Origin of the sequence: Youngiibacter multivorans (assembly GCF_017873395.1) — a bacterium.
Classification (GTDB): domain Bacteria; phylum Bacillota; class Clostridia; order Clostridiales; family Clostridiaceae; genus Youngiibacter; species Youngiibacter multivorans.
Genome location: NZ_JAGGKC010000017.1, coordinates 1 through 26,321, shown reverse-complemented (window position 1 = coordinate 26,321; position 26,321 = coordinate 1). Strand labels below are relative to the sequence as shown.

Here is a 26,321-nt window from a genome sequence, read left to right as displayed (position 1 = left end):
AATTTCTCAATTTATCAATTTTATTTTTGTTCATCTATGAATATGAAATGGTATATATCTGATGATTTCGTAATTTGTTTTATACCTATTTACAGTGACTTTGTTATATGCAATAATTTGTTGAAAGAAATCTTTAAGCCAGGTGCTGAGATACCGGCAAGGTTTGTCATATTGTGAAGCAATTATGCTGATAGTATACGATCTTGCCTTGGGCAAGTTTTTTTTTGCCATTTCAGGCCAAGCGGGTTTCAAAGAATAGGAGGCAGCTAAATGAAAAACAAACATGTATCAGGGTATCTACCTGACGAGACACCGGACTTCCTCGAGCTCATAGCGTTCGCGCTCCAGCAGATCGTTGTCATGTTCCCGGCAACTGTTCTCGTGGCACTCATTACCGGTTTCCATGTTTCAACTACCATATTCGCAAGCGGACTTGCAACACTGGCATTTATACTTGTTACTGGGAGAAAAATCCCTCTTTACTACGGATCAAGCTTCTCATACATCGCAGCTATTGCATCGATAATGAGCGCAGATGCATTCGCATCATATTCACTCAATGACAAGATATCAATCGCACAATTCGGAATAATAATGTCCGGTTTCGTATCAATCATCGCCGGATACATCATAAAGAAAAGCGGAAAGGCCTTCATTGACAAAGTCCTTCCAGCAACTGTCACCGGAAGCATAGCAATCATCATAGGACTATCCCTTTCAGCAAACGCAATGGGAAATGCATCAGCAATCCCATCGACTGTCGCAGAGGGCAGCCAGAGCCTTGCAACCAGCTTTGCCTGGGTCATTGCACTCATAACCCTCATATCAACAATACTATACTCTGTATACCTCAAAGGCAAGCTTAGCCAGCTTCCTATATTGTTCGGACTTCTTACTGGATATGTGTCTGCACTTGTAATCGGAGCATCAACCGGTATAGATTTCGTAAACTTCAACACAATAACCTCAGCAAGCATACTCAATCTTCCGATATTCACATTCCCCAAGCCATCACTTGCGGCTGTAATTGCAATAATGCCAATAGCGATAGCGACAATACCTGAATCGACTGCCCATATTTATCAGCTTGATATATACGTAAATGACCTTGCCCGAAAGAAAGGCTCAACAAAGAAGTATGACCTTGAGAACAAGCTTGGTCTTAACCTTATAGGTGACGGTATCGGTGATATAGTATCAGGACTCATCGGCGGCCCGGCAGGAACCAATTATGGTGAAAATATAAGCGCTATGGCAATATCCAAGAACTTCTCGGTACCTGTGCTTATTGCTGCAGCCATACTTACAATGATAATCTCAATGTTCACACCGCTCATAAATATGGTATATTCCATACCAACAGCTGTAATCGGAGGACTTTCGATTTACCTCTTCGGAGTAATAGCTGCTCAGGGAATCACCATTATGATGGACAAGAAGGTAGACATGTTCAGTTCGAAGAACCTTGCTGTAATCGCAGTAATCCTTATAGTGGGACTTGGCGGAAGCTTCAACTTCGAAGGCGGAATGATACCTATGTTCGGTACCCAGCTTCCAGCTATAGCTACAGCAGCCATAGTCGGAATAACACTGAACCTTATGCTCTCCATAGGTGATTCCAAGGAGTCTGCAATAGATGCTGAAAGTGAAGAGATAGCATAGCACAAAAAAATAGCAGCGAGTAAGGGCTAGCCCTTACTCGCTTTGTTTTATCCTATTATTTTCTCAAGGTATACAGCTTCATTGTCAGAGACAGTAACTATAAATCCGATGGCTGAATGAAAAAGAAGGCTTGCTTCATTCCCGGGCTGAATATCCGAGGTTAGTCTTTTAATTCCCTTTTTCTCTGCAATTTCACGCAATCTATTTACTAAAGCCTTTGCAATACCATTTCGCCTGTAACGCTCACGGGTATGGATACCCTCAATATGTGCAGACATTACTTGTGATCCAGGTATACCATCCTTAATGGAGTATTCAAGAAATCCTGCTAGACTGTCATCAGACATGCACATAAGAAGCCCCGACTCAGTTCCGCCATCGACTGGTTTACCGGTCAGTATCTGACGCATCTCTTCAGTATGCTCATCATGTCTTCCTTCACCAGGCCAGAGCTCCATTCGTTCCTCGAGCCAGTACCGGAAGAGTCTTTCATCCATATTGCTGTCTGTGCTGCCATATTCCATTATCCTCATACTATATTCCGAGCATCGACACTACCTTGTGCTTGTAGCTTCTGTAGAAGAAGCCTCCGATTTTGCCGATAAAAAGAGCTCCGATTATAGTCCCTTCTCTGATCAATCCGATATTCCCGAAGAAAATCAGTGAAACAGTTGCAGAGATAGCAACACAGGAAAGGTCGAACCAGATTTTCACTTTAGCAAAATCTATTGAGTATTTCTCGGCAATCGCTTTGCAGAGGGCTTCAGGAGAATTATTCACGATATCTGCAACCAGCAGCATGAATACTGCCAAGCCCATAAGAAAAACACTCGTCAGAAGGAATATAAGCTTTATAATATATGACTGAGGTGCCAGGGCTGCTGTAACAGATAATGCTGAATCGGTAAAGAAGCCAAATACTGATGAAAAGGCTATCTGAAGCAGATTCTTGACCTTGAAGTCCTTTCTTAGAATGATTATCTGCGCAACAACAAGTACAAGATAGAAGAATATGGTTATTCGTCCCACAGTCATTCCAGTTACCTTGCTTATTGCAACAGGAAGTGAGCTTATCGGGGATACGCCAAGCTTAGACCTTATTGCCAGGGCAACACCATAGGAGAGAATAAAAAGTCCTAAAACAAACATCGTGAATCTTGTAGCCAGTGCTTTCATGTATTATCCATCCTTCATCATTAAAATTCCCCAAAATCAATGTCATTGAAGGGGATATAGCTTTTATAGTACAAACCCTGAACATTTAATTCAAACAAAAATTACTTTAAACTAATTCAAAACAGTCCTACTGCACCTAAAAAAGGTAAAAAAAAGTCGCCATAAATGGCGGAGAGAGTGGGATTCGAACCCACGGTACACTTTCATGTACGCCGGTTTTCAAGACCGGTGCCTTCAACCAGCTCGACCATCTCTCCAAGTATAGCGACAAAACATATTATATCAGCATGAAAAACAAGTGTCAACATTCATTTTTTACAGATTTTTTTACATGATCATGATTTTTTTATTTTTTTTGCAATATCATGAAAAACCGAAGTAAACTCGCCTTTCGTTAAAATCATCCTTACTGACTCATTCACTTTCTGCAGAACCTCTGAGCCTTTTTGCATTTCTTATGTAAATCATCAAATCAGTGGATACCATGAGAAGGTTAAGCGCATACAGATAGACCACCTGGTCATATCTGTAAAGAAACTTGTTCAATATTCCGCACAAATAGCCGACAATTATTATACCGAGGAAAAACGGGCTCTTGCCTGCTATCGAACCTGACTTCAGCGATCTGTATATGGAAAAGGGCCATGCGGCACCAAAGCAAAGCAGCATGCCAATCTCAAAAATGCTCATACCAGAAAACATATTGACCTCCTTTTGATCCTTATCAGAATCTCTTTGGTATTGGAGGGAATTCGCCCCAGAAGGACTTATCCCAGAACCGTTCAAACTCAGATGCCGGAATGTCTGCTACTCTTCCATGGGGTTCTAGAGGCTCTTCTCTCATCCATTCAGGAAGCCATTCTTCTGTGACTCCTGCAGCAAGGTTGAACATCCTTTCCTTCTTGATGCAATCCTTGCCGATTTCAGATATGAATGAATCATCCTGGTAATCAGTTCCAAACGCCGTGTTGAACAGTTCTCTTAATAGATGTGTTGATGTACCTACTCCCCTAGCCACGAACGAACAGAAATAAGTATCATAGAATGCGACTGTTACCTGAATATTTCTTGAGACATCGATTCCGCCTTCCCACTTGAACTGGTCGATCGGGGCTCTGAAAGTGACTGCAGCTGTGTGGTCGGCTCCCATTGGCGTCATTGCATAGGTCGCTCCCATGCTCTTGACTCCTCTGGGGTCATATCCGGCCATAGCCTGGCCCTTTACTGCTGGGACTTTGATAACTCCCAGCACTTTTCCTGCAATTACCGCACCACTGCCAAGTATCCTGCCAAGAGGAGTTCCCTGACCTATTTCGTCAATGAGGTCCGCTGCCTTCTTTCCATCGCCCCATTCCAAGACTCCTGCATGTGCTGCCACACCAAGTGCTGCTCCAGTTTCAATGGTATCAATGCCGTAGTCATTGCATTTTCTGTTAAGCTTTGCAATGACATCCAGGTCGTCTATGCAGAGATTAGTCCCTAGTAGAGCACTTGTTTCATATTCAAGTGGGGAAACTATCTTCTTCCCGTTTTTGTCAGCATAAACATTTGAACACCTGATGACGCAACCTGGCATGCAAGAATGAACAGGCTTACCTTCCCCGCCTCTCTTTGCCATGTTTTCCAGCATCTTCTCTCCGCTGACGGATTCAACACCTTTAAAGTCCGCATCGGTAAACCCTTTGCCTGGCAAAGTCCCAAGTGCATGTAGGGGAAGCAGTATTCCCATGGTCCCGTAATTCGTATATGCCTGGGCTCCGGGATTCTCAAGTATTGCCTTATGAAGCGCCAGTCTCGCGTTGATGAATCCTTCCTTGTCAGAAGGCTTTGGCTTATAGTTGCCATCATTCTGGATTACTATCGCCTTCAGACCTTTCGAGCCCATAACAGCACCAAGTCCTCCCCTGGCCGCTGCCCTGCTCGAATCACCTTCAACATCGCTAACGAATACTCCTGCACTAAGGAGAAGTTTTTCTCCAGACGGACCAATGGAAATTACTGATGAATCTCTTCCATATCTGTCCAGCAGCCTTTTTGTTGTCTCATACGTCCCAAGACCTGCATATTCGGATGCTTCAAGAAGTTCAGAGCCTGATGATGATATCCTGAGTATCCAGGAGCCCTCAGAAGCTCCTTCTATGGCGATTGCACGAAGACCCTGCCTTGCCATCCTTGAGCCTGCAGTACCGCCGGCATTTGCTTCCTTGATGCCTCCAGTAAGCGGACTCTTAGCGCCAACCGATATTCTTCCAGTGCTTGTTACCCCAAATCCTTCAAGAGGGCTTGAAGCTATGTACAGCTTGTTGTTAGGGCCAATAGGACTGCATGTCGGGCTGACTTCATTATAGATCAGTGAAGATACAAGACCTCTGTTACCGAGAAGCCTGTATTTTTCTGAAAGCTCTTCCAGTCTGATTGAACCTGTTTCCATGTTTACTCTTAGTATTTTCATCTGTTACCCCCCCATTTCCTGCTCCTCAGCCCCCGCCGATAAACGGAAGCAGCTGAAGCCTGTCTCCTTCATTTAGGTGATCATCTCTATCCAGAAATCTTCCATCCATCATGACTGCCATGATTTCATCGTCAGCAATTCCAAGTATGGACATCAGCTCTCTTATGCTGGTTTTTTCAGGCACATCAACCTCAAGCCATTTTGCTCCCCCAAGCCTGTCTTTAGTAGTCCCATAAGTCCTTATACTTGCCTTCAAAACATTGCTCCTTAAGTAAAATTACACCCCGTGCTGATACCATTATAATACAGTATCGGAGGCATGGGGTGTATCAATCATTCTTTGCTATTTAGTTCCAGTATGTTTATTACTTTGTTATGGTTTCTTTTCCTTTCAGATATGGCCTGAGTACTTCAGGTATAGTGACTGTGCCATCCTCATTCTGGAAGTTCTCGAGGATTGCTGCAACAGTCCTTCCTATTGCAACACCTGAACCATTGAGAGTATGGACAAACTGAGGCTTGTCTTTCGGGGTTTCCTTGTACTTGATATTTATCCTTCTTGACTGGAAATCCTCAAAGTTCGAACAGCTTGAAATCTCAACATACCTGTTATAGCTTGGCATCCAGACTTCTATGTCATACTTGAGGGCTGCGGTGAAACCAAGGTCGCCCTTGCATATCCTGACGATCCTGTATGGTATTCCAAGACCCTGAAGGACTCTTTCAGCATCCTCTACAAGCTTATCAAGCTCCGCATAGGAATCCTCTGGCTTTGTGAACTTGACCAGCTCCACCTTGTTGAACTGGTGCTGCCTGATAAGACCTCTCGTATCCCTTCCTGCAGATCCTGCCTCTGCCCTGAAACAGGCAGAATATGCAACATGCTTCAGTGGCAGGTCGTCGCCTGAGAAGGTTTCATCCCTGTACATGTTGGTTACCGGCACCTCAGCAGTCGGTATAAGGAAATAGTCATCGTTAGTTACCTTGAATGCATCCTCTTCGAATTTAGGAAGCTGTCCGGTACCTGTCATTGAAGTCCTGTTTACCATGAATGGAGGGAATATTTCCTTGTAGCCATAATCAGTATGGGTATCAAGATAATAGTTGATTACAGCCCTTTCAAGTGAAGAGCCAAATCCCTTCAGGATCGTAAACCTTGAACCTGTAATCTTGCCTGCCCTTTCAAAGTCAAGGATATCGAGGTCTGTGCCTATATCCCAATGTGCCTTGGGATCAAAGCCAAAGGATTTTGGCTCTCCCCATCTTTTGATCTCCAGATTATCTGCATCAGTCGCTCCATCCGGTACAAGCTCATTTGGAATGTTAGGCAGTCTCAGCATTATATATTCGATTTCAGCATCAATGTCCTTTACCTTTTGGTCAAGAATCTTGACTTCATCTCCCAGAGCCTTCATTTCAGCCATGATAGCCGAAGTATCCTGTCCGGCCTTCTTAAGCTTTGGGATCTCAGATGAGACCTGATTCCTTCTCGATTTGTCAGCCTCCACATTTACAAGTATCTGCCTTCTTTCCTCATCAAGTGCTACGACCTTGTCGATGTCCGAAAGGTCCAAGGTCTCTCCCCTGTTGGCCATAAGCCTCTTTATCTCTTCAGGATTGTTTCTTATCCTTTTGATGTCCAGCATTTTTTTATTCCTCCATTTGATTTATTCGCCTGAACAGGCATATTTCGGGTAATTTTGGATATGAAAAAGCCATATCATCCTAAGGGACGATATGACTCGCGGTGCCACCCTAATTTAATGGTAATAACCATCCTTAAGTACATGTAACGGTGTGACCGTGCTGCTCTTCGCAGCCCCTCCGAGGCGGATTCACCTGTATCAAGCATCGGGTTTTCACCAAACCACCCTGTCTCTGACTGCTTTTTTAAAGGCTACTTATCTCTTCAACGGTTTAATTCTGTATTCTTAGATTATATCTCCATCCAGATTAAAGGTCAACATCCCAACGCTTTTGGTAGCTATGATGTCGATTCCCGTATTCAGTATGTTGCTGCATATTATGTCGCCCTTTTTTACCGGTGTGCCGGCATACACTCTCGAAAGCACCTTGGAGCATTCTATGAAGAGTGTTGTTTCCATTGGCTCCGTGCTCTTTACCGGAACCATCCTTACGTTAGGGTCACCCTTTAGCCTAATGACGCTTGTGTAGTACTCCTTTTCCACCTTCAACCTCCTACATCGTGTCGAATTCCTTGATCCTCGAAGCGATGACCTGGGAATTCTTCTTGTCGTTCATGATGTCCATAGGGTTCTTATCAAGCTCTCTGGCAAGTATCCTTACAACCTTGGTAAGACAATGTGAGCCCTGGCATCTTCCAAAGACCATCCTGGTTCTTCTTCTTACACCTTCAACAGTCCTTGCTCCCAATGGACGCCTGATGGAATCCACTATTTCTCCTTCTGTGACATTCGAGCACAGGCAGACCATGTTTCCGTATTTCGGGTCTATCCTTATAAGCTCGTTCCTTTCCTTGTCTGTCATTTCACTGAACCTGTAATACTCCCTTGTCTTCGATTTGAATTCGGACACCGGCATTGCCTTGAAGCCTTCAACTACGGCATTTACCGTATCTCTCGTGAGCGATGTTATGATCGAATCAACAGAGTAGTTCTTTGCCTGAACATGGATATATCCCTTATCTGCGATTTCGCAGTCCAGGAAAACCGGCTCCTTCCAGTATATTGTCTGATTCAGTATATCTACCCTTTCGGCAGGAAACGGTCCTATTACACTTTCAACCTCTTTCTTGACTCCGGAGAATTCCTTCCTCTCATTGGTCCTGAAAGAAGCGACCAGCTTGTTGGTTGAGCTGGGAAGTATTGTTACGACTTCCCCGTTTGATTTGTATCTTGTTATAATATTTCTTATTTCACCTCTAAAATCCTTCTCGATAAGCATATTCTCGAGAATTTCGGTAGGGAACATCACTGAATCCTCATGCTTGATCGTGTATCTGTCGCCGAATGTGGTTTTGATTACCAGCTTGGAAGTGTATTTGTTCTTGTTTGTGGTAATTTTCATTCCACCTCTTGCCTGTCTCTGGATATCAGTAACCTCTTCCTCAAGCCTGAAGCTGACACCATTATCAAAAGCTATCTCAGCCATCGCAGTGGCATAATCATACGGAGCGATTACGCCGGTGTTTTCTGAATATATTATACACGACGGATCATCCTTGATCAGCGGATTCCTTTTTACGAGGTTATCCTCTGAAAGCAGACTCACTCCTTCAATTCCTCTCTGGACAGCCCTGTCATAGACTCTTCTCGCTTCTTCCTTGTCCCTGTAAATCGTGAATGAAGGAACCTTCTCGTGGAATACACCGAGCGCTTCGGACATTCTTCCAAGCGCTTCGGCGCTTTCCCTGATTCTCCTGAATACAGACTCATCCTCTTCATCCTTTCCATCAAGTATAAGGGATGAGTTGAACAGAGCAGCATCTTCAGCAATGTCAAAATTCTTCTCTATTACAGCAATATTGAGGCTGTACTTGCAAAGCTCATAAGCCAGCGAACAGCCTACAAGACCACCGCCAAGGATCACCACATCATAATCCATATTTAGTCCTCCTAATTCTGCAGCCCCTCAATGACCTTTCCAAGCTCTTCAATCAATCTTCCATACTCAGCCCAGTTACCTGCACGCTGAGCTTCAAGAGCAGCTTCATAAAGCTGCAGAGCCTGCTGCACAAGGTCTCCAGGCACCTCACCAGGCTCTCCTGGCTCTCCCGGAGTCTCTCCGCCGGGTCCGTATCCGAACAGGTCCTCGAGTCCCTTATCCAGGGATTCAGCGATTACGATCCTGTCATCATTGGATACTATGACCCTCTTGACTTCAGGAATTGAATTCTCCCCTTCAGCTACCAGGTAAAGGGGTACTACATAAAGCAGGGAATCATTGATCGGGGTAATTACAATATCTCCAAAATTGACTGCCGAGCCTCTTGCATCAAGCAGACTTAACTCCTTCGATATGGTAGTGTCCTGATTGAGCTTGTTCCTGAACAGGTATGGGCTCGATACCGTCTTCTGCGGAGGGAATTTGAACTCCACTATCTTTCCGTAGTTCTCCCCATCCATTCTGGCGCTGACAATAGCTACCATGTTCTCCTTACCCTTGATAGTGTAGTAGTCGGTAAAAATGAGCTCCAGCTCATCTTCCCCTGGGAATCTTGTGAACAGGCTGTACGCATCGCTGACAGACTTTTCATCAACTACAGTCTTTGTACTCTTGGACCTCTCCCAGATGTCTTCTCCGTTATAGAAAACGTTCGGATCGGTCACATGGTATCTCTCCATTACAACAGCCTGATATTCGAATAGGTTCTCAGGATACTTTATGTGAACCTTTATGCTTTCAGGCATGAGCGACATGTCCTGGAACAGGCCTCCAAATATCTTGTTGAAGCTTAGTGCGATAGGATCATTCTTATCGGACAGGTAGAAATTCACTTCTCCGGTGTATGCGTCTACTGTTACCTTTACAGAATTCCTTATATAATTGTAGCCGTCAAAGGTCTGTGCATATGGGAATCTTGATGAGGTAGTATACGCATCCATTATCCAGTAAAGCTTGCTGTCCGCAATCACAAGATACGGGTCTTCATCATAGGCAAGGAAAGGAGCTATCGCAGATACCCTGTCGACAATGTTCCTCCTGCGTAATATCCTGGAGTCGCTGTTGACTATGGATGAAATCAGTATCTTGGGCTCCTGCTCAACTATGGAATACAGCACCTTGTTCAGGAATCCCAGCTTTACCCCCGAATCACCGGTATACCTGTAGGTCTCATTCTCTCCGCCCTTCGGGTAGTCGAATTCCTCAATATCCGTATTTACTATCGTATAATCTGATGTAAGTTCTCCAAAGTAGAGTCTCGGATTTTCAATCGGGATATCCGTCGAGTTGGTAGTCGGTATGTCCTTCATCAGGAAACTCGGCTGCCCCTGGCTCGTAACCGTGGAAGCATCGCTCATGATCACACCGTAGCCATGAGTATAGAAAAGATGCTTGTTCTGCCATGTCGCCGGATCAATTATGCTTGTGTCAATCTCCCTTGCGGAAAGGAACACCTGCTTCTTCTCTCCATTTATGGTATACCTGTCGATATCGACATCGTTGAAGTCATAATAATATCTGATTACCTGAGTCTGCTGTATGAACTTGAGAGTCTGGTCGTATGAGTTGATCTTTATTGAATCTACAACATCACGGTTTTGTTCAAGAGTATCCTTTGTAAGGGTCTTATTCGCATCAAACGTCCTTATCTCTATCTTATCGAGTCCGAACGCCTTCCTGGTCATTTCTATATTGTTGCTTATATATGGACGTTCCTTTTCAAGCTCATTTGGAGTTACCGCAACGGACTGGACCCCGATTATCGCTATGCCTTCAATAACGTTCATCACAAAAATCGCAGCTATAGGAACAAGTATGAATTTTGCATTCTTCTTTATCACTCCATAAGCTACCACAGCAGCTGAAAGAAGCGACAAACCAGCAAGAATATAAAGGAAAGGAACCTCCACCTTCACATCTGTATAGCCAGGTCCGAAAACCACACCTCTTGGGCTGTACATGATATCGAAGGAAGCAAGATAATAATCAACGGATGTGAGGACAAGGAATATTGCCGCAAGCACTGCCAACGGTTTTCCTGCAAACTGAATGAATCCGGTCTTCATTACCTCGAAATTCCCCTTAACATCCCTTAGGTCAAGTCTTCCAAGAGATGATGATGCGGAAATCACAAGATATACCGCAACCGTGATTATTCCGATTACGACTATTATTGTCCTGGAAACAGATATAAGCAGATTAAGGAGCGGCAGCTTGAAGACATAGAATGACACGTCCATTCCGAAAATCGGGTCAGCTATGTTGAAATCCACGCTGTTTAGGAACTGCAGTATGACATACCAGTAATTCAAAGCTATGTTTACTGAAATGAATAGGAAAAATACACCAGCTGCAAGGTTGAAGGTCATGTTTCTGGCAGCAATTTCCTTTGCCGGCTTTGGAGGATATACCGCAGAATCATACTTCTTTGTTATCCCTTTGAAATATAGAAAGGAGATAATAAAAAGTATCAGAAAAATCGGTACGGTCAGTGCAACAACAGCCATTGCCCGTGTCAGAAAAGTCCTTGTATAGCCAACCTCATTGAACCATTGAAGTTCGGCAATCAGTGATGATGATGCCAGCAGCAGCGCAATTACTGCAACTGCAGCTCCTATAATCATGTTCTTCTTGTTTTTTGTCGTTCTCTTGATGCTCATACCAGATTCCCTCCCCCGGAATTACACCCGGGTGTTACTATTATCAGTTGTCATTGTCTGCCAGTTTAAGTGAGTCCATTGCTTTATTGAACTTGCTGTTAATTTCATCGTCATCTGAGTAATGCTCAGGCAAATCGTGGTGAAACCGCACAACATCCCTAACCCAGGGTGTGTTATAGAAAATTCCTCTCATTTCAAGAATTTCAGCTCCAGATCTCCCATGTCCAAGATATGACTCGACAGACTTAAACCTGACTAGCTTCCTTAAGCCATCCTTCATTACCGCATGAACAAGCACCAGTATTACTTTCTCGATTACAGACAGCGGTCTTATTGTCTTGCCGATGTCGTGAAATAATCCGATGCCTGCATAGACATACTTCAGCTCCTCCGGGGCATGCTTCTCCATTGCCTTGGCAACCCTTATGCTGTGCTGCGCATCTGACTTTGACAGCTTTAGAAACAACAGCAGCTGTTCCTTATCAAGATGCTCGACCAGATAATTTTCATCCAGCCTTTTGAATGTCCCTGAAATATGAATCAGGAACTGCCTTACCCTTCCAAGCATTCTCCACCGCCTAACTTAAGTCTATAATCTGATTATATCTCATTCTTTGCAAAATGAATAAAATTAATAACTTATAAACAATTGGCCAACTCAATACTTGTAACTTTTCATTGGAGTATAATCAAATTAACAGATATATCGGGATTATAGTCAATATCATATCACTTCAGGCTTATGTTACCCTTCCTACTCATACATAAAATATCAAACCAGGCGGTGATAACATGATAACCAAAAAGTCAGAGATTGAAATCAAGTCCTCAAAGAAAGAAGAGCTTGTAGACATAACGGAAAAGGTTCGCAGCTTCGTGAAGGAAACGGGCATAAAGTCAGGATTGCTAACTGTATTTTCCCACCACACTACAGGAGCTATCACAGTAAATGACGGTTCCGACGGTGATGTGGCCAGAGACATCCTGCTCGGGCTATCAAAGGCATTCCCGGAAGATAAAAGCTTCATGCACATGGAGGGCAATTCGACGGCTCATATCAAAAGTTCGACTATCGGATGTTCAGTAACTATAATCATTACCAACGGCTATCCGGACCTTGGACTATGGCAGTCGGTGCTGTTCTGTGAATTTGACGGTCCCAGGACAAGAAGGATCCTTCTCTACGCGATGGGTGAATGAAATACAGCCTGCAGAAATTATTCTGCAGGCTGTGTTTATCTGTTGTCTACTTTCTCAGGATACATGTCATGCTCTTCAAGCCGTCTGTCTGCGACGCTTTCCCATCTGGTACCCTTTTTACCATAATTGCAGTAAGGGTCTATTGAAATTCCGCCTCTTGGTGTGAACTTTCCCCATACCTCGATATATTTGGGATCCATTAACCTGACAAGGTCCTTCATGATTATGTTCATGCAGTCCTCATGGAAATCTCCTCTATCCCTGAAACTGAACAGATATAGTTTGAGAGACTTGCTTTCAACCATTTTCACATCAGGAACGTACGATATATATATGGTAGCAAAATCAGGCTGTCCGGTAATGGGACAAAGGCTGGTGAATTCTGGACAGTTGAACTTGACGAAATAGTCATTATCCTGGTGCTTATTGATGAATGTCTCGAGAACTTCGGGAGTATAGTCGAATCTATAGGTTACATCCCTGTTTCCAAGAAGAGACAGGTCATTTTCCATACCCATGCTATATCCTTCCCTTCAGACGTGATGCGAGCAATGCCCCTGCTATACCTGAGACAGCCTGGCCAACTGAAAGGCTTGCAACAAGCATGAGATAAGGCAGCCCAAGTATGTATGAAAGCCATACGGGAACCAGTAATGTAGGTACTACCATAACAGGGATGGCAGAGAGATATATGTTGTATCTTCCTAATAACCTGCAAAGAGCTGCAGTCAGCAAACCGGCTGCCAGCCCTCCCACCATGTCGAGCATTCCAAGGCCTCCCATGAGCGTATTGCTCAGCAGGTTTGCAAGTCCCAGCGGAACCACAAGAAACGGATGAACCGCTGCAAGCGCATAAAGCCCGGTAGCTATCCTGATCTGGTATTGACCAAAGGCAAATCCCTGGGTCAGGTACATGATTACCACATAGGCTGAAACCACTATTCCTGATATCGCAAGCTTTGAAGTCTTGTTAAGGACTGGTACCATATTTTCTCTTTTTTGTGTTGTCTGCATTTCTTCTCCCTTTTGTCGAAACCGGGCCTGCCTGAACAAAAAGGATGCCGTGACAATAAAAAATGGTGCGTAGAGCGCACCATAATAAAAGCCAAAATCAGCTGATCCTAGTTTTGTTTATAGACAGGATGGTTACGAACTGTCTTTTATTTTGTTGTACAGCGTATTTTACCATATGAGCTGCTGTGTGTAAATGAATCAGGGGAGAATATCAAGAAGCTCCCTGATGTCCTTGATACTATAGGTAGCCTCCTTCCCCTCATCTTTACTTCCATACCCATATTCGCAGAATATGGAAGGGATACCGTTCCTTACTCCTGATTCCACATCATGGAACCTGTCGCCCACGATAACCTGCCCCATTGGAAAATTACCCATAACAGCCTTTAGTATCTCATCCTTCGGGATATATCCATGGTCTTCAGAACAGATCATCGAATCAAAGTATTTTTCAAGTCCAAATGCTTTGGAAGATGTCTCCATGTATTTTCTGCCGCAGTTGCTTAAAAATACAAGAACATATCCCCTTTTCATCAACTCGGAAAGAACATGACAAGCTCCTTCATAAAGCCTTGCAGTCCCTTCCTCGATACCCTCTCTCATGGTCCTGCCGATCATCTCTCCAGCAGCCTTTCTGTAGTCCTCCTCCAGGTGTCCCATGAAGCTCTTCCACATTTCGGTCCTTGAATACCCCAGCCATATTGAAATCTCCTTGTCTGTGAAGGTCCTTTCATCAGCCTTTCCTTCATCTACAAGGTATCTGTAGGCTTTTCTGAAGGCTGGTGCATATACCATGTTGCTTTCATGTATCGTCCCGTCGAAATCAAAATATACAGTCCTGATTCCCGACAGTGCTTTTCTAGCCATCAAGCTCTCCGATAAGATTGACCATCTCGACTGCGGTTACTGCAGCATCAAAGCCCTTGTTTCCAGCCTTTGTTCCTGCTCTTTCTATAGCCTGTTCGATGGTATCTGTAGTCAGGACTCCGAATATTACAGGTATTCCTGTTTCAAGGGATACATGTGCAACTCCCTTGGAGACTCCACTTGAAACATAGTCAAAGTGCGGTGTCGATCCCTTTATTACTGCACCGAGGCATATTACAGCATCGTACTTTCCACCGGCTGCCATCTTCTTCGCAATCAGAGGTATTTCAAAAGCTCCCGGAACCCATGATATTTCGATATCTTCTTCGGAAACACCATGGCGCCTAAGTCCGTCCAATGCTCCGGACAAAAGCTTTCCGCCAATGAACTCATTGAACCTTCCAACTACAATACCGTATCTTTTGCCTTCTGAAATCAGCTTTCCTTCATAAACCTTCATTTCTATTCCTCCTCAAAATTAAGCTCGTGGCCCATCTTTTCTTTTTTAGTCTTCATGTAGAATTCATTCACTTCATTATGGTTAAGCTGTATCGGAACCCTCTCGGTGATCCTGATGCCATATCCTGAAAGTCCAATTACCTTATGGGGATTGTTAGTCATAAGCTTCAGCTCCCTGGCTCCAAGGTCATAAAGTATCTGAGCTCCTATTCCATAGTCCCTCAGGTCTTCCTGGAAGCCAAGAGCAAGGTTGGCTTCAACGGTGTCCATACCCTGGTCCTGAAGCGCATAAGCCTTAATCTTGTTAATGAGGCCTATTCCTCTGCCTTCCTGTCTCATATAGAGCAGGATGCCTCTTCCTTCGCTCTCTATCCTTTTCAATGCCTCGGCAAGCTGCTCGCCGCAATCGCATCTCATTGAGCCGAATGCATCGCCTGTAAGGCATTCAGAGTGTACTCTGCATAGAACCGGCTCCGGGGTTGTAACATCCCCCTTTACAAGGGCAACATGATGTTCACCGTTTACCTTGCTTACATATCCGACCATTTTGAAGCTTCCATACTTTGTCGGCAGAATCGTTTCAGCTACCTTTTCCACCAGTATCTCTTTGGTTCTCCTGTATTCTATGAGGTCCTTTATTGTCACAAGCTTCAGTCCATGCTTTTCACAGAATACCTCAAGCTCCGGTACCCTTGCCATATGTCCGTCATCTTTCATTATCTCGCAGATTACTCCGGCTGGAGAAAACCCGGCAAGACGAGCCATGTCAACAGCAGCTTCAGTATGACCTGCCCTTACAAGGACACCGCCTTCTCTCGCAACAAGCGGGAAAATATGTCCCGGTCTGTTGAATTCATCAGGCTTTGCCCCCGGCTCCATTATATGACTTATTGTTGCAGACCTCTCATAGGCTGATATGCCTGTAGTCGACCTGTTCGAATCAACCGATACAGTGAATGCTGTTTTTTTGGGGTCAGTGCTATTCTCAACCATATTGCAGAAATCAAGCTCCAATGCCCTCTTTCCCGTTATCGGCACGCATATGAGCCCTCTGCCGTAGGTAGCCATGAAGTTGACAGCCTCCGGTGTGACCCTGTCTGCAGCCATAAGAAGGTCACCTTCATTCTCCCTGTCCTCATCATCCACTACTACAACGATCTTGCCTTCCATGATATCCTTCAGCGCTTCTTCTATTGTGTTGAACATTTCCTCTCCTCCTACAGAAAACCGTTATCCTTCAGAAAATCCATGCTTATGTCCTTCTTTCCGTTATCTCTGAAAGAAAGCAGCCTTTCCACATATTTGCCAAGTATGTCGCATTCAAGGTTTATCGGATCACCGGTCTTCTTTTTCAGAAGTGCCGTTTCATCCTTTGTCGTCGGTATTATCGAGACCCTGAATCCGCTGCTGTCAGTATCAACTACTGTCAGACTTGTTCCATCCATAGCTATCGAGCCTTTTGCCACTATGTACTTCAGAAGTTCATCAGGACATTCCACAGATATCCAGGTAGCATTGTCTTCTTCCCTGAAGTTCCTTACATGTCCTATTCCATCTATATGACCAGATACGATATGCCCACCGAAGCGGTCACCTGCCATCATGGCCCTTTCAAGGTTAACCGGGCTACCCTTGACCAGGCTGCCAAGATTAGTAAGTCTCAAAGTCTCCGGCATCACATCGGCTGTATATGATGATGCATCAAAGGATGTGACAGTAAGGCAGACTCCATTGGTGCTTATTGAATCGCCATTTTTGACATTTTCCAGAACCCTGGATGCCTTGATCTTTATCTTCATCGAATTGCCTGAATGCACCACTGATTCCATATACCCTATTTCTTCAACAAGTCCCGTGAACATCATTCTCACCTCTTCTCACATATCCCTCTATAAGGGTATCAACTCCAAACCTTGTGACCTCAATATCCTGCAGGACAAGTGCATCATCAAGCCCTGGAAATCCAGGTCCTCCTACAGGTGTCTTTGATTCACAGCCTCCGAGGATCTTTGGTGCTATGAAAGTCATTACCTTGTCGACTAGCCCCTCATTTACCATTGACCAGTTAAGTTCAGATCCACCCTCCAGGAGCACACTGTCTATACCTTTTGCTCCGAGGTGTGACATAAGGTGCTTAAGGTCCACACCCATACCAGACTTACCGGCAATGAGTACCTCTACAGAATCCAGTTCCTCAAGTTCCTCGTACCTTCTCCTGTCATAATCCTCTGTTGTTGCAATGATTGTTTTGCCTGGAGAATTCAGAACCTTCGCATCCATTGGTATTCGCAGCCTTGAATCGACGATGATCCTTACAGGGTCACATCCATCCTCGGTCCTTGCAGTAAGGGAAGGATCGTCAGAAAGCAGTGTTCCTATTCCAACCATAATTCCAGATACCCTGTTTCGGATCCTGTGCACGTATTCTCTGGATTCTTTCCCTGTTATCCACTTGGACTCTCCTCCGGATGTCGCTGTCTTCCCGTCGAGTGTCATTGCGCTTTTCATTATCACGAACGGCTGCTTTGTAAGTATATACTTGATGAAGATCTCATTTAGCTTCCGCGCTTTCGCCTCAAGCAAGCCTACATCAACTTTAATACCAGCTTCCCTCAGAATTTCAATTCCTTTTCCAGCCACCAAAGGATTCGGGTCAGTCATGGCAACTACAACTCTTCCAAATCCCTTTGCTCGAAGGAGCTCTGCGCATGGAGGAGTTTTTCCGTAGTGAGAGCAGGGTTCCAAAGTCACGTATATGGTAGAACCTCGTACATCCTCTGCAGCATTCCTTACAGCATTGACTTCCGCATGCGGACCTCCATAGTATTCATGCCAGCCTTCACCGATTATCCTGCCATTCTTTACTATTACTGCACCTACCAGAGGATTGGGATTTACTCTTCCTTCACCTCTCCTGGACAGCTCAAGAGCTCTGTCCATATAATCCATGTCCATATTGATTCCTCCACTTAAAAGCAAATCACAAACCAGCATGCAGTTGTCAAATCAGTATTTGCGGAAAAACAAAAAAGGGTCCTGAATATCTTCAGAACCCGAAAAAGCCAAATATAGACGCATGCGTCCTATTCTTGTCCTCTTCCATCCAGACTTTACTGTCGGCTTCGGAATTTAACCGAATCTGCCATATAGGCTCGCGGGCTTTACCGCCGGTGGGGAATTTCGCCCCGCCCTGAAGACTTGTATCATTTCATAAAATATAACACCAATTGTTTTGACTGTCAAACATAGAATGATAAATTATTCACCAATTATTGTACAAATTTCAAATTTCATGGCAACAAAAAAAGCGTCCTAAGACGCTTCTTTTGTGGTGGAGATAAAGAGACTCGAACTCTTGACCCCCTGCGTGCAAAACAGGTGCTCTCCCAACTGAGCTATACCCCCATGGTGGACCTTCAGGGACTCGAACCCCGGGCCGACCGGTTATGAGCCGGTTGCTCTAACCAACTGAGCTAAAGATCCGGAATCTGGCGACGACCTACTTTCCCACAGAGCTTCCCCTGCAGTATCATCAGCACCTTGAGGCTTAACCGTCGTGTTCGGAATGGGAACGGGTGTAACCCTCAAAGTCATAGACACCAGATAGATGTAAATCACGACGGTCTGACCTATCGCAAATTTACTATAATCAAAACGTATGCTGCAAGAATGTTGCTGATACGTATTGGTTTCTTCAAATCACCGCGTGCAGTAATTTTTCAGAACAAAACTTATTATAGAGGTTATCCATGCAACTGTCAATGGATTTTTCTAAAATTTTATGCAGTCAAAAAACGAGCTGAAAATGATGTTGGAAATGATGCATGCAATACTGAAATTTGACCCGAAGAAGTGAAGTTCAGTATTGCACCACCATGATTCTGGCTGTGTAAATAAGCTGCCTTAATATCCGTCTTACCTCTGGAATTTATCTAATAAAGATAGTTCAAACTAATCAGGAATTCCTTGTCATTATCTCAAGAATAACCTTATCAGTCTGCATCATCCCCGGATTGCTCACAAGTCCCATATTGAATATTGCCTCTTCGGCGCTGTTTCCTGCAATTCCATCAGTAGGCGAGATGACGACTCCTCTCATGGACAAGTATGCACTCATAAGAGCAGCCCCACTGGCTGTTGCAAGCTTAAGCGCACACCCAACTTTACCGCCATCACAAATCATTCCTGTAAGATTTCCAGCCATGTTTATTATTGTTCCCTCAATCTGCCTGTCATTACCGCCAAGAAGCTTTGTCATGGCAGCCGCGGCAGCTGATGCGGCAGATACACCACAGCCGCAGGTTGCTGAGAGCTTTCCTGTATATTGCTTGATGTACACATTAAGTGCGTGTGAGAATGCAATCGCCCTGATCAGCTCTTCCCTGGTATTGCTGTTATAAGCTGCAAGCTCAACGACGGGTATGATAGCTGTAATCCCGTGGTTGCCGCTTCCAGCGCTGCTCATGACCGCATGAGGGCACCCTGACATTCTGCTCTCGGCACAGGCTGCTGTCTTCATCATTATCCTGCTTTGCAGGTTGTCCCCCATTATATTGCCTGATGTCATTTCCTTCATTGCTCCGGCTATGCCTAAACCTCCCTCGCCATTCATTCCAAACTCGGCAATCCTCTCATTCATATCGACTCCATCCATCATGAAGTAAAGGCTGCCGATGTCAATCGAATCCACAAGCTCCCTGATTTCCTTTATCTTCATCTTTTTAAGCCTGGTATATAGATCACTTTCATCTGCGAGCCCTCTATTCAGGTTTATCAGGACCTTATCATTGACGCTCACATATTCGATGTTAGAATGTGTATTCCTTATAGTGGCAGTTCCCATTCCATTTTCAGTGACGATTTCAACATTGACATAAATAAGGGTCTTTGAATAGTCAATAATAACCTCAACCCTTGATTCACCTACTATGCTATCCGTCTTCGATCTCATTTTTTCATCAAGGTCCTCCAGAAGCCGGAGTCCCTTTTCAGGATTTCTAAGACATGCCCCCAGTGATGCCGCATACTTGAGCCCAACCTTATCGAATCCAGGAATTCCAACTGACATTCCATTCTTGAATACATTTGGATTCACCGTTACCTTTATTGATTTTATATCACCTCCAACAGCATTCGCAGCTGAGGCAGCCGCTAGTGCCACTGATACGGGTTCGGTGCAGCCCAGAGCCGGTACCACCTCCTTTTTTAAAAGCTCTATCAATTCTTTTCCTGACAACATTCCTTATCATCCTTTCCTGACTTTTGTCTTGATACTGTATAAGCAAAATGCATGCCAAAAAAGCTGCTTGTAGATTCATCATCTTTGACATACACTTTCTCTGAGAGATGACATTTTCTACACTAGTATCGAAAGGGTGGTTATCATAAAGAAAAGAATCACGGTAATAGCATGGGATAAGGTAGCATCAAAATTTTATGAAAACCAGATAATCGATCTTTTCGGAGAGCTCGTAGTTACATCCTCCTACCACGTGAGAAATGGGTCGGTCAAGGACATCGCTGATGCTGACCTGTATGTGGTTTCAACTGATGCCTTCGAAAGCATGTCGGATCTCCAGAGATATATTCCTCAGGGACGACCGATGGTTGAAATCGAAGTGACATATACAAGGAAGGCCATTGAGGTGCTTCTTGAGCTTCCTGAAGGTACTGAGGCCCTGTTCGTTAACCTGAGCGAGAAGATGGTGCGTGAGGCAATTACACGTCTCAGCCAGCTTGGAATAAATCATATCAAGTTCACACCATGTTTCCCTGGCTGCATTCCTCCAAGCGGTTTTAAGCTTGCAGTGACACCAGACGAGTGCAGATATGTGCCGGAGGACGTCGAAAAAATAATTAACCTGGGTCAGAGGGTTCTCGCATCTACAACGGTAGTTGAGATAGCGCTTAGGCTGAGGTTTGACTTTCTTCTTGAACGAGAGCAATTCAGAAGCTACTTCAGGTCTATTGCCGCCAATAACTATAGCTTTGACCAGCTTTTCGGCAGGTCCCTGAGGCTTGAAAGCCAGTTTGAGATACTGCTTAACATCATGGACGACGGAATAATCGGAGTAGACGAGAACAGCTATATTTTCGCCTGCAACCCCAAGGCCTGTGACATAGCTGGAATAAATCCTGAAAGCTTAGTCAACCAGCCTGCTTCTGAAGCTGTTCCGTTCATTCCATTCGAAGAATGCAGAAAATCAAGGAAAAAGATTGAGAACCGTCTCGTAAGGATAAAGGGAGTCGACATCAACTATTCTATATCCCCGGTTATCCGCGGTTCAGAATATATGGGTTCATTTGCCACTATTCAAAGATTCACTGAAGAAGAGACTAAGCAGCACAACCTCAGAATACAGCTGCTCAACAAGGGACATAAGGCCAAGTACGAATTTGATGATATTATCGGAAACAGCGAAGTTATCATAAGGTCTAAATCCATAGCTGAAAAAATGGCTAAGACCAATTCATCTGTCCTGATAACCGGGGAAAGCGGAACAGGCAAGGAGCTGTTCGCCCAGGCAATACACAACAGCTCTGCCAGGAAGGAATATCCTTTTATAGCCATCAACTGTGCTGCCATGCCTGATAACCTGCTTGAAAGCGAGCTCTTCGGATATGAGGACGGGGCATTCACCGGAGCCAGAAAAGGCGGGAAGCTGGGGCTCTTTGAGTTTGCTCACAAAGGAACCATTTTCCTTGACGAGGTCGAGGGTATGAGTCCCGCTCTCCAGATAAAGCTCCTTCGAGTAATTCAGGAAGGTGAAGTCATGAGAGTTGGAGGAAACAAGATAATAACAGTAGATGTAAGGATAATTGCAGCCTCCAACGAATCCCTTGATGACCTGGTTGCTTCAGGTATTTTCAGGAAGGACCTTTATTACAGGCTTAATACCCTTCCTGTTCAATTGCCTCCTTTAAGAGAAAGAGGTGATGACATAATGCTTCTATTCCATGTATTCCGGAAGGAATTTGGCGGACGATTCGAACTTTCAAATAATGCCGAAAAAGCATTTATGACTCACAGCTGGAATGGAAATATCAGAGAACTCAGGAACTATGTGGAGTATCTCGCATATCTCGACAAGAATGTCATTGAATGCGAGGACCTGCCTCAGAGCTTCCATTCTTGTATATCCAGGCCAGCCAAATCCTTGTCAGGCAACAGCGGAAGCTATGAATCCGAGCTTCTCCTGAGAATAGCTGGCAACAGGTTAGATGACTATCTCTTTGTTCTCGAATGCCTCAATGAAGCATATGTTAAGCACGAAACCATCGGCAGGAATTCGATAGCAGAGATGGCTGACAGCAACGGTATTTATTTGTCCCAGCAGGAAATACGGGATATTTTAAACAAGCTTGACGGACTTTCCCTGATAAAAATCTCAAAAGGAAGAGGCGGAAGCAAAATAAATAGCAAAGGAATTAGTGTTTTTAGCGAGATGAGAACTAAATATTAAAGTTAATTGGTTAAAGTGGTTATACTTTAACCAATTAATCTCTCTATTTCTTCTTTCACTTACAATAATTGAACCAGTAATGAGTATAAAATTAACTGATTCTTAGGTAATTGATAAAAATTCGAATTGGCATGCATATTGCTATACCTTCTGTGAAACAAATAATGAAAACAAAGGAGGATAACATTGCAGTACAATTTCAACGAAATCATTGACCGAAACAAAAACTTCTCAGCCAAGTACGATGAAAGGATGAAAAAATTCAAGACAAATGATGTAATACCACTGTGGATTGCAGACATGGACTTCAAGGTAGCTGAACCTATTCAGGAGGCAATACGATCCAGAGCCGAACAGGGAATCTACGGATACACCACACGTCCTGATTCATACTATGAGGCATTCTGTACCTGGCAAAAGAGCCGGAACTCATGGGATGTCAACAAGAACCTTATAAGCTTCAGCCCTGGTGTGGTACCTACACTGTCAGTAATTGTCAGGGAATTCACTTCACCTGATGACAAGGTTTTGATCCAGACACCTGTATACCCGGAATTCTATGAGGTCATAGAAGCGTGGGGCAGAACTGTCCTTGAAAGTAAGCTTGTAGAATCCGATGGAAGATATTCAATCGATTTTAATGACTTTGAAGAGAAGCTAAAGGAAAATCCCAGGATTTTCATCCTATGCAGTCCTCATAATCCTATCGGAAAGATATGGACAAGGTCTGAGCTTGAGCGTATCACTGAACTATGCCAAAGGTATGGTGTACTGATAATTTCTGATGAGATACACTCCGACCTTTTACTTTGGGGAAACAAACACATTCCCACTGCTTCAATCTCAAAAGAAGCATCGGAAATTACCATAACCTGCACATCAGCAACGAAGACCTTCAATCTGGCAGGACTACAGGCATCCTTCGCCATATTTCCCGATGTTGAAAAGAAGGATTTGTTCGATTCCTTCTGGAAGGGTCTGGATATTCACAGAAACAATTGCTTCAGCCTTGTAGCAATTGAAGCGGCTTACAGACATGGATCTGAATGGCTGGGGCAGCTCCTGAAGTATGTAGAGGGAAATATCCTGTATATCAGGGATTATTGCGAAAGACATATTCCGGAGATTAAGCCTAATTTACCGGACAGCACATACCTTTTATGGCTGGATTGCAGAAGTCTTGGCATGTCTAATGATGAACTCAACAGATTCATGATTGAAGACGCAGGGCTTGGCCTTAATGACGGAAGTGCGTTCTGTCGAAGTCTTACCGGTTATGTGCGACTTAATGCAGCATGTCCGCGAAAGATACTTGAAACAGCTATGGATCAGTTATCCACTGCAGTTGAATCAATTACAAATAATAATTTGGGAAGGGTGCAATAAAATGATTGAGAAAAAGGCAAGTGTTTGGAAAAATTATCGGTTTCCCTTAATACTTATTGGATCTATAGCATTAGGAAGCATCATCGGACTTATTTTTGGAGAAAAGGCCACAGTACTGAAACCCTTTGGCGATGTGTTCCTCAATCTGATGTTCACAGTTGTCACCCCTCTGGTATTTGCCACAATTGCAAGCGCAGTGGGCAATATGGTGAATATGAAGAGGCTTGGGAAAATCCTGGGAAACATGTTCATGATGTTCGTTGGAACAGGACTAATCGCTGCAGTCATAATCATAGTTGTCGTAAAGATTCTGCCGCCTGCCCAGGGTGTCAATCTTGCACTTGAAGCCTCAACAGGGCTTGAGACAGTAAAGCTATCAGACCAGATAGTAGGTGCCCTGACAGTCAATGATTTCAGTAAAATCCTTTCAAGATCAAACATGATGCCTCTAATCGTATTTTCAATCATTTTTGGATTCTGTGTCAGCTCTATAGGCGGTGATGACAATATAATCGCCAAATTCCTTGATTCACTATCCAACGTCATGATGAAATTCGTAGGCATAATAATGCTTTACGCCCCGATAGGACTTGGTGCCTATTTTGCAAACCTGGTTGGAGAATTCGGGCCTCAGCTTCTTGGAGCATACGGCAGGGCGATGGCCATATACTATCCTGTGTGTATCCTCTACTTCTTCATAGCATTCAGCGGATACTCATATTTTGCTGGCGGAAAGCTGGGTGTTAAAACATACTTCAAGAATATAATATCACCATCGGTCACTTCAATAGCAACACAAAGCTCAATAGCAACTCTGCCAGTAAACCTTAATGCAACTAAAAATATGGGAGTTCCAAAAGATATCAGGGAAATAATCCTTCCCATAGGAGCCACCATGCATATGGATGGTACTGTATTATCGTCAATATTGAAGATTTCATTCTTATTCGGTATATTCGGTCAGAATTTCTCAGGTACAGGAACATATCTGACAGCAATTCTAGTATCAATACTCGGCGGAGTGGTCATGTCAGGAATACCAGGTGGTGGTCTTGTCGGAGAAATGCTTATTGTAAGCCTATTCGGATTCCCTCCTGAAGCCTTCCCGATAATTGCTACCATAGGATTTCTGGTTGACCCTGCAGCAACCTGGATTAACGCAACCGGTGATGCAGTTGTATCAATGATGGTTACAAGACTTGTTGAAGGAAAAAATTGGATGAGCAAAGACCTTACAAATGAAACAAGAGAAAACATCAAAATTAAAGTAAGCTGATAAGACAAGAATCCCGCAAGGCACATGCTGCCCTGCGGGATTCTTCCATTTCACTTGTTTTCCAACGCTTCTGACATGGTAATGAACTCATATCCTGCGTCAATAAGCTCATCTACTGCCCCAACAAGTCCCTCATATGTATCAGACTCCGGATGATTCATATGCATTAGGATAATGTCACCAGGTTTAGCACCTTTAAGCCTCCCAATTATCTTCAATCTTGAAAATGTTGCTCCTCCATCACCACTGATGGTATAACCAGCTGCCGATATTCCAAGGTCCTTCAGCATACTAATTGAAACATCATCATAGAATGCCGTTCCTGACCTGAAGAATTTAGGACTTCTACCAGTGACGCTCTGAAGCCTGTCTGAATTCACCATAACCTCATCGTAGGCCTCTCCGACATCCCTTGTACCAGTTATCCCATATATCGATCTGCCATCGCTTGTGAGGGGCCTGTGGGTCGTTCCGTGGTTCTCTATCTGGAATAGGGAACTTTCGGACAGACGCCTCAATTCCTTCTCATGCCTGTCAATCCATTTGCCGCTTATGAATAGCGTAGCTTTGATTTTCTTCATCTCCAGATAATCAGTTATCCGTTTGTCGTAGTTTCCACCACACGCATCCAGGGTCAAAGCAAGCTGCTTTCCCAAAGGCTTGAATCCTGATATTATTCCTTCCATACGCTCCCCAAATTTCGATGGAGCAACACCAGAGTATTTCTCTACGATATACATCCTGTCCACTAACTTAACAGATTCCGCTTCTGTTGGTTTTATAGGTTCAGTGGCAACAATTGTTGGCAGTGTCTCCAAAGGCTTATAGGTTTCTGTCGTAGTTTCATTGTTTGATGAGCATGCGAAAAGAACAGCTGTGATTGTCAGAACCAATACCATTTTTGCATTTGCTCTTTCTCCCATCACGACTGCCCCCTTGAATCATATGACTTGATTGTATTTTATTTTTCAAAGCAAAGCAAATCCCCCGGACCAAAAGATCCGGGGGATTTAGATGACCTGGCGACGACCTACTTTCCCACAGAGCTTCCCCTGCAGTAT

The 26,321-nt window shown here is 44.1% G+C and carries 24 protein-coding genes, 3 tRNA genes, 1 rRNA gene, 1 riboswitch and 1 other annotated feature; of the genes, 5 read left to right on the top strand and 23 right to left on the bottom strand.

Going from position 1 to position 26,321, the window contains the following annotated elements; genetic code table 11:
* Positions 1–270 precede the first annotated feature (270 nt).
* Positions 271–1,662: a uracil-xanthine permease family protein gene (locus J2Z34_RS10440; RefSeq protein WP_209459807.1), complete on the top strand. Its 1,392-nt coding sequence runs from the start codon at positions 271–273 to the stop codon at positions 1,660–1,662.
* Positions 1,663–1,709: 47 nt separating this feature from the next.
* On the opposite strand, the gene J2Z34_RS10435 is transcribed toward J2Z34_RS10440, so the two are convergent.
* The 11 genes from J2Z34_RS10435 to J2Z34_RS10385 all read right to left on the bottom strand — a co-directional run bounded on the left by J2Z34_RS10435 (position 1,710) and on the right by J2Z34_RS10385 (position 12,163).
* Positions 1,710–2,159 carry a GNAT family N-acetyltransferase gene (locus J2Z34_RS10435; RefSeq protein ID WP_209459806.1) on the bottom strand — a complete coding sequence of 150 codons (450 nt, stop codon included), beginning with the start codon at positions 2,157–2,159 and terminating at the stop codon, positions 1,710–1,712.
* 37 nt (positions 2,160–2,196) lie between these two features.
* Positions 2,197–2,838 (bottom strand): YczE/YyaS/YitT family protein, encoded by a 642-nt coding sequence (locus tag J2Z34_RS10430; protein WP_209459805.1) that lies wholly within the window; start codon positions 2,836–2,838, stop codon positions 2,197–2,199.
* Between the two features lie 166 nt (positions 2,839–3,004).
* Positions 3,005–3,095 (bottom strand) — tRNA-Ser (locus J2Z34_RS10425).
* 157 nt (positions 3,096–3,252) lie between these two features.
* Entirely contained in the window at positions 3,253–3,528 is a 276-nt protein-coding gene (locus J2Z34_RS10420; protein ID WP_209459862.1) for a hypothetical protein, read from the bottom strand.
* A 34-nt stretch (positions 3,529–3,562) separates the two neighbouring features.
* On the bottom strand, positions 3,563–5,290 hold the full coding sequence (locus J2Z34_RS10415) for an aldehyde ferredoxin oxidoreductase N-terminal domain-containing protein (protein WP_209459804.1): 1,728 nt from the start codon (positions 5,288–5,290) through the stop codon (positions 3,563–3,565).
* Positions 5,291–5,315: 25 nt separating this feature from the next.
* On the bottom strand, positions 5,316–5,546 hold the full coding sequence (gene thiS, locus J2Z34_RS10410) for a sulfur carrier protein ThiS (protein ID WP_209459803.1): 231 nt from the start codon (positions 5,544–5,546) through the stop codon (positions 5,316–5,318).
* Positions 5,547–5,655: 109 nt separating this feature from the next.
* Complete coding sequence (gene serS / locus J2Z34_RS10405) at positions 5,656–6,936, bottom strand: serine--tRNA ligase (RefSeq protein ID WP_209459802.1); 1,281 nt, start codon at positions 6,934–6,936, stop codon at positions 5,656–5,658.
* A gap of 79 nt (positions 6,937–7,015) precedes the next feature.
* Positions 7,016–7,212 (bottom strand) — a binding site (T-box leader).
* Positions 7,213–7,221: 9 nt separating this feature from the next.
* Positions 7,222–7,485 (bottom strand): DUF1667 domain-containing protein, encoded by a 264-nt coding sequence (locus tag J2Z34_RS10400; RefSeq protein WP_209459801.1) that lies wholly within the window; start codon positions 7,483–7,485, stop codon positions 7,222–7,224.
* A 4-nt stretch (positions 7,486–7,489) separates the two neighbouring features.
* Positions 7,490–8,875, bottom strand: coding sequence for an FAD-dependent oxidoreductase (locus J2Z34_RS10395; protein WP_209459800.1), 1,386 nt, complete (start codon positions 8,873–8,875; stop codon positions 7,490–7,492).
* Between the two features lie 11 nt (positions 8,876–8,886).
* Positions 8,887–11,595, bottom strand: coding sequence for a UPF0182 family membrane protein (locus J2Z34_RS10390; protein ID WP_209459799.1), 2,709 nt, complete (start codon positions 11,593–11,595; stop codon positions 8,887–8,889).
* Between the two features lie 43 nt (positions 11,596–11,638).
* A complete protein-coding gene (locus J2Z34_RS10385; protein ID WP_209459798.1) occupies positions 11,639–12,163 on the bottom strand; it encodes an HDIG domain-containing metalloprotein in 525 nt (174 codons plus the stop codon).
* A 224-nt stretch (positions 12,164–12,387) separates the two neighbouring features.
* Here J2Z34_RS10385 and J2Z34_RS10380 point away from each other — a divergent pair, with 224 nt between their 5' ends.
* Entirely contained in the window at positions 12,388–12,795 is a 408-nt protein-coding gene (locus J2Z34_RS10380; protein WP_209459797.1) for a secondary thiamine-phosphate synthase enzyme YjbQ, read from the top strand.
* Positions 12,796–12,830: 35 nt separating this feature from the next.
* Here the strand turns inward: J2Z34_RS10380 and queF are convergent, their stop codons facing one another.
* The 11 genes from queF to J2Z34_RS10325 form a co-directional block, all read right to left on the bottom strand.
* Positions 12,831–13,313 carry a preQ(1) synthase gene (gene queF, locus J2Z34_RS10375; protein WP_209459796.1) on the bottom strand — a complete coding sequence of 161 codons (483 nt, stop codon included), beginning with the start codon at positions 13,311–13,313 and terminating at the stop codon, positions 12,831–12,833.
* Between the two features lies 1 nt (position 13,314).
* Positions 13,315–13,809: a QueT transporter family protein gene (locus J2Z34_RS10370; RefSeq protein ID WP_245250617.1), complete on the bottom strand. Its 495-nt coding sequence runs from the start codon at positions 13,807–13,809 to the stop codon at positions 13,315–13,317.
* 198 nt (positions 13,810–14,007) lie between these two features.
* Positions 14,008–14,676, bottom strand: coding sequence for an HAD family hydrolase (locus J2Z34_RS10365; protein ID WP_209459795.1), 669 nt, complete (start codon positions 14,674–14,676; stop codon positions 14,008–14,010).
* Positions 14,669–15,136: a 6,7-dimethyl-8-ribityllumazine synthase gene (gene ribH / locus J2Z34_RS10360; RefSeq protein ID WP_209459794.1), complete on the bottom strand. Its 468-nt coding sequence runs from the start codon at positions 15,134–15,136 to the stop codon at positions 14,669–14,671. Before ribH ends, J2Z34_RS10365 begins: the two co-directional genes overlap by 8 nt.
* Positions 15,137–15,138: 2 nt before the next feature.
* Complete coding sequence (locus J2Z34_RS10355) at positions 15,139–16,341, bottom strand: bifunctional 3,4-dihydroxy-2-butanone-4-phosphate synthase/GTP cyclohydrolase II (protein ID WP_209459793.1); 1,203 nt, start codon at positions 16,339–16,341, stop codon at positions 15,139–15,141.
* Positions 16,342–16,352: 11 nt separating this feature from the next.
* On the bottom strand, positions 16,353–16,997 hold the full coding sequence (locus J2Z34_RS10350; RefSeq protein ID WP_209459860.1) for a riboflavin synthase: 645 nt from the start codon (positions 16,995–16,997) through the stop codon (positions 16,353–16,355).
* Complete coding sequence (gene ribD, locus J2Z34_RS10345; protein ID WP_209459792.1) at positions 16,978–18,090, bottom strand: bifunctional diaminohydroxyphosphoribosylaminopyrimidine deaminase/5-amino-6-(5-phosphoribosylamino)uracil reductase RibD; 1,113 nt, start codon at positions 18,088–18,090, stop codon at positions 16,978–16,980. The genes J2Z34_RS10350 and ribD overlap by 20 nt, the downstream gene beginning before the upstream one ends.
* 132 nt (positions 18,091–18,222) lie before the next feature.
* Positions 18,223–18,337, bottom strand: a riboswitch (FMN riboswitch).
* 127 nt (positions 18,338–18,464) lie between these two features.
* A tRNA-Ala gene (locus J2Z34_RS10340) sits at positions 18,465–18,540 on the bottom strand.
* A gap of 1 nt (position 18,541) precedes the next feature.
* A tRNA-Ile gene (locus tag J2Z34_RS10335) sits at positions 18,542–18,618 on the bottom strand.
* 3 nt (positions 18,619–18,621) lie between these two features.
* Positions 18,622–18,739: ribosomal RNA gene (gene rrf / locus J2Z34_RS10330) — 5S ribosomal RNA — on the bottom strand.
* Between the two features lie 351 nt (positions 18,740–19,090).
* Entirely contained in the window at positions 19,091–20,374 is a 1,284-nt protein-coding gene (locus J2Z34_RS10325; RefSeq protein ID WP_209459791.1) for an L-cysteine desulfidase family protein, read from the bottom strand.
* Between the two features lie 136 nt (positions 20,375–20,510).
* Here J2Z34_RS10325 and J2Z34_RS10320 point away from each other — a divergent pair, with 136 nt between their 5' ends.
* The 3 genes from J2Z34_RS10320 (at position 20,511) to J2Z34_RS10310 (ending at position 25,260) form a co-directional block, all read left to right on the top strand.
* Positions 20,511–22,598 (top strand): sigma-54 interaction domain-containing protein, encoded by a 2,088-nt coding sequence (locus tag J2Z34_RS10320; RefSeq protein ID WP_342453152.1) that lies wholly within the window; start codon positions 20,511–20,513, stop codon positions 22,596–22,598.
* A 186-nt stretch (positions 22,599–22,784) separates the two neighbouring features.
* The gene (locus J2Z34_RS10315; protein WP_209459790.1) at positions 22,785–23,984 is read left to right on the top strand and encodes a MalY/PatB family protein; all 1,200 of its coding nucleotides are present in this window, start codon (positions 22,785–22,787) and stop codon (positions 23,982–23,984) included.
* Position 23,985: 1 nt separating this feature from the next.
* Complete coding sequence (locus J2Z34_RS10310; RefSeq protein ID WP_209459789.1) at positions 23,986–25,260, top strand: dicarboxylate/amino acid:cation symporter; 1,275 nt, start codon at positions 23,986–23,988, stop codon at positions 25,258–25,260.
* Positions 25,261–25,310: 50 nt separating this feature from the next.
* On the opposite strand, the gene J2Z34_RS10305 is transcribed toward J2Z34_RS10310, so the two are convergent.
* The gene (locus tag J2Z34_RS10305; protein ID WP_209459788.1) at positions 25,311–26,183 is read right to left on the bottom strand and encodes a polysaccharide deacetylase family protein; all 873 of its coding nucleotides are present in this window, start codon (positions 26,181–26,183) and stop codon (positions 25,311–25,313) included.
* Positions 26,184–26,321: the final 138 nt, after the last annotated feature.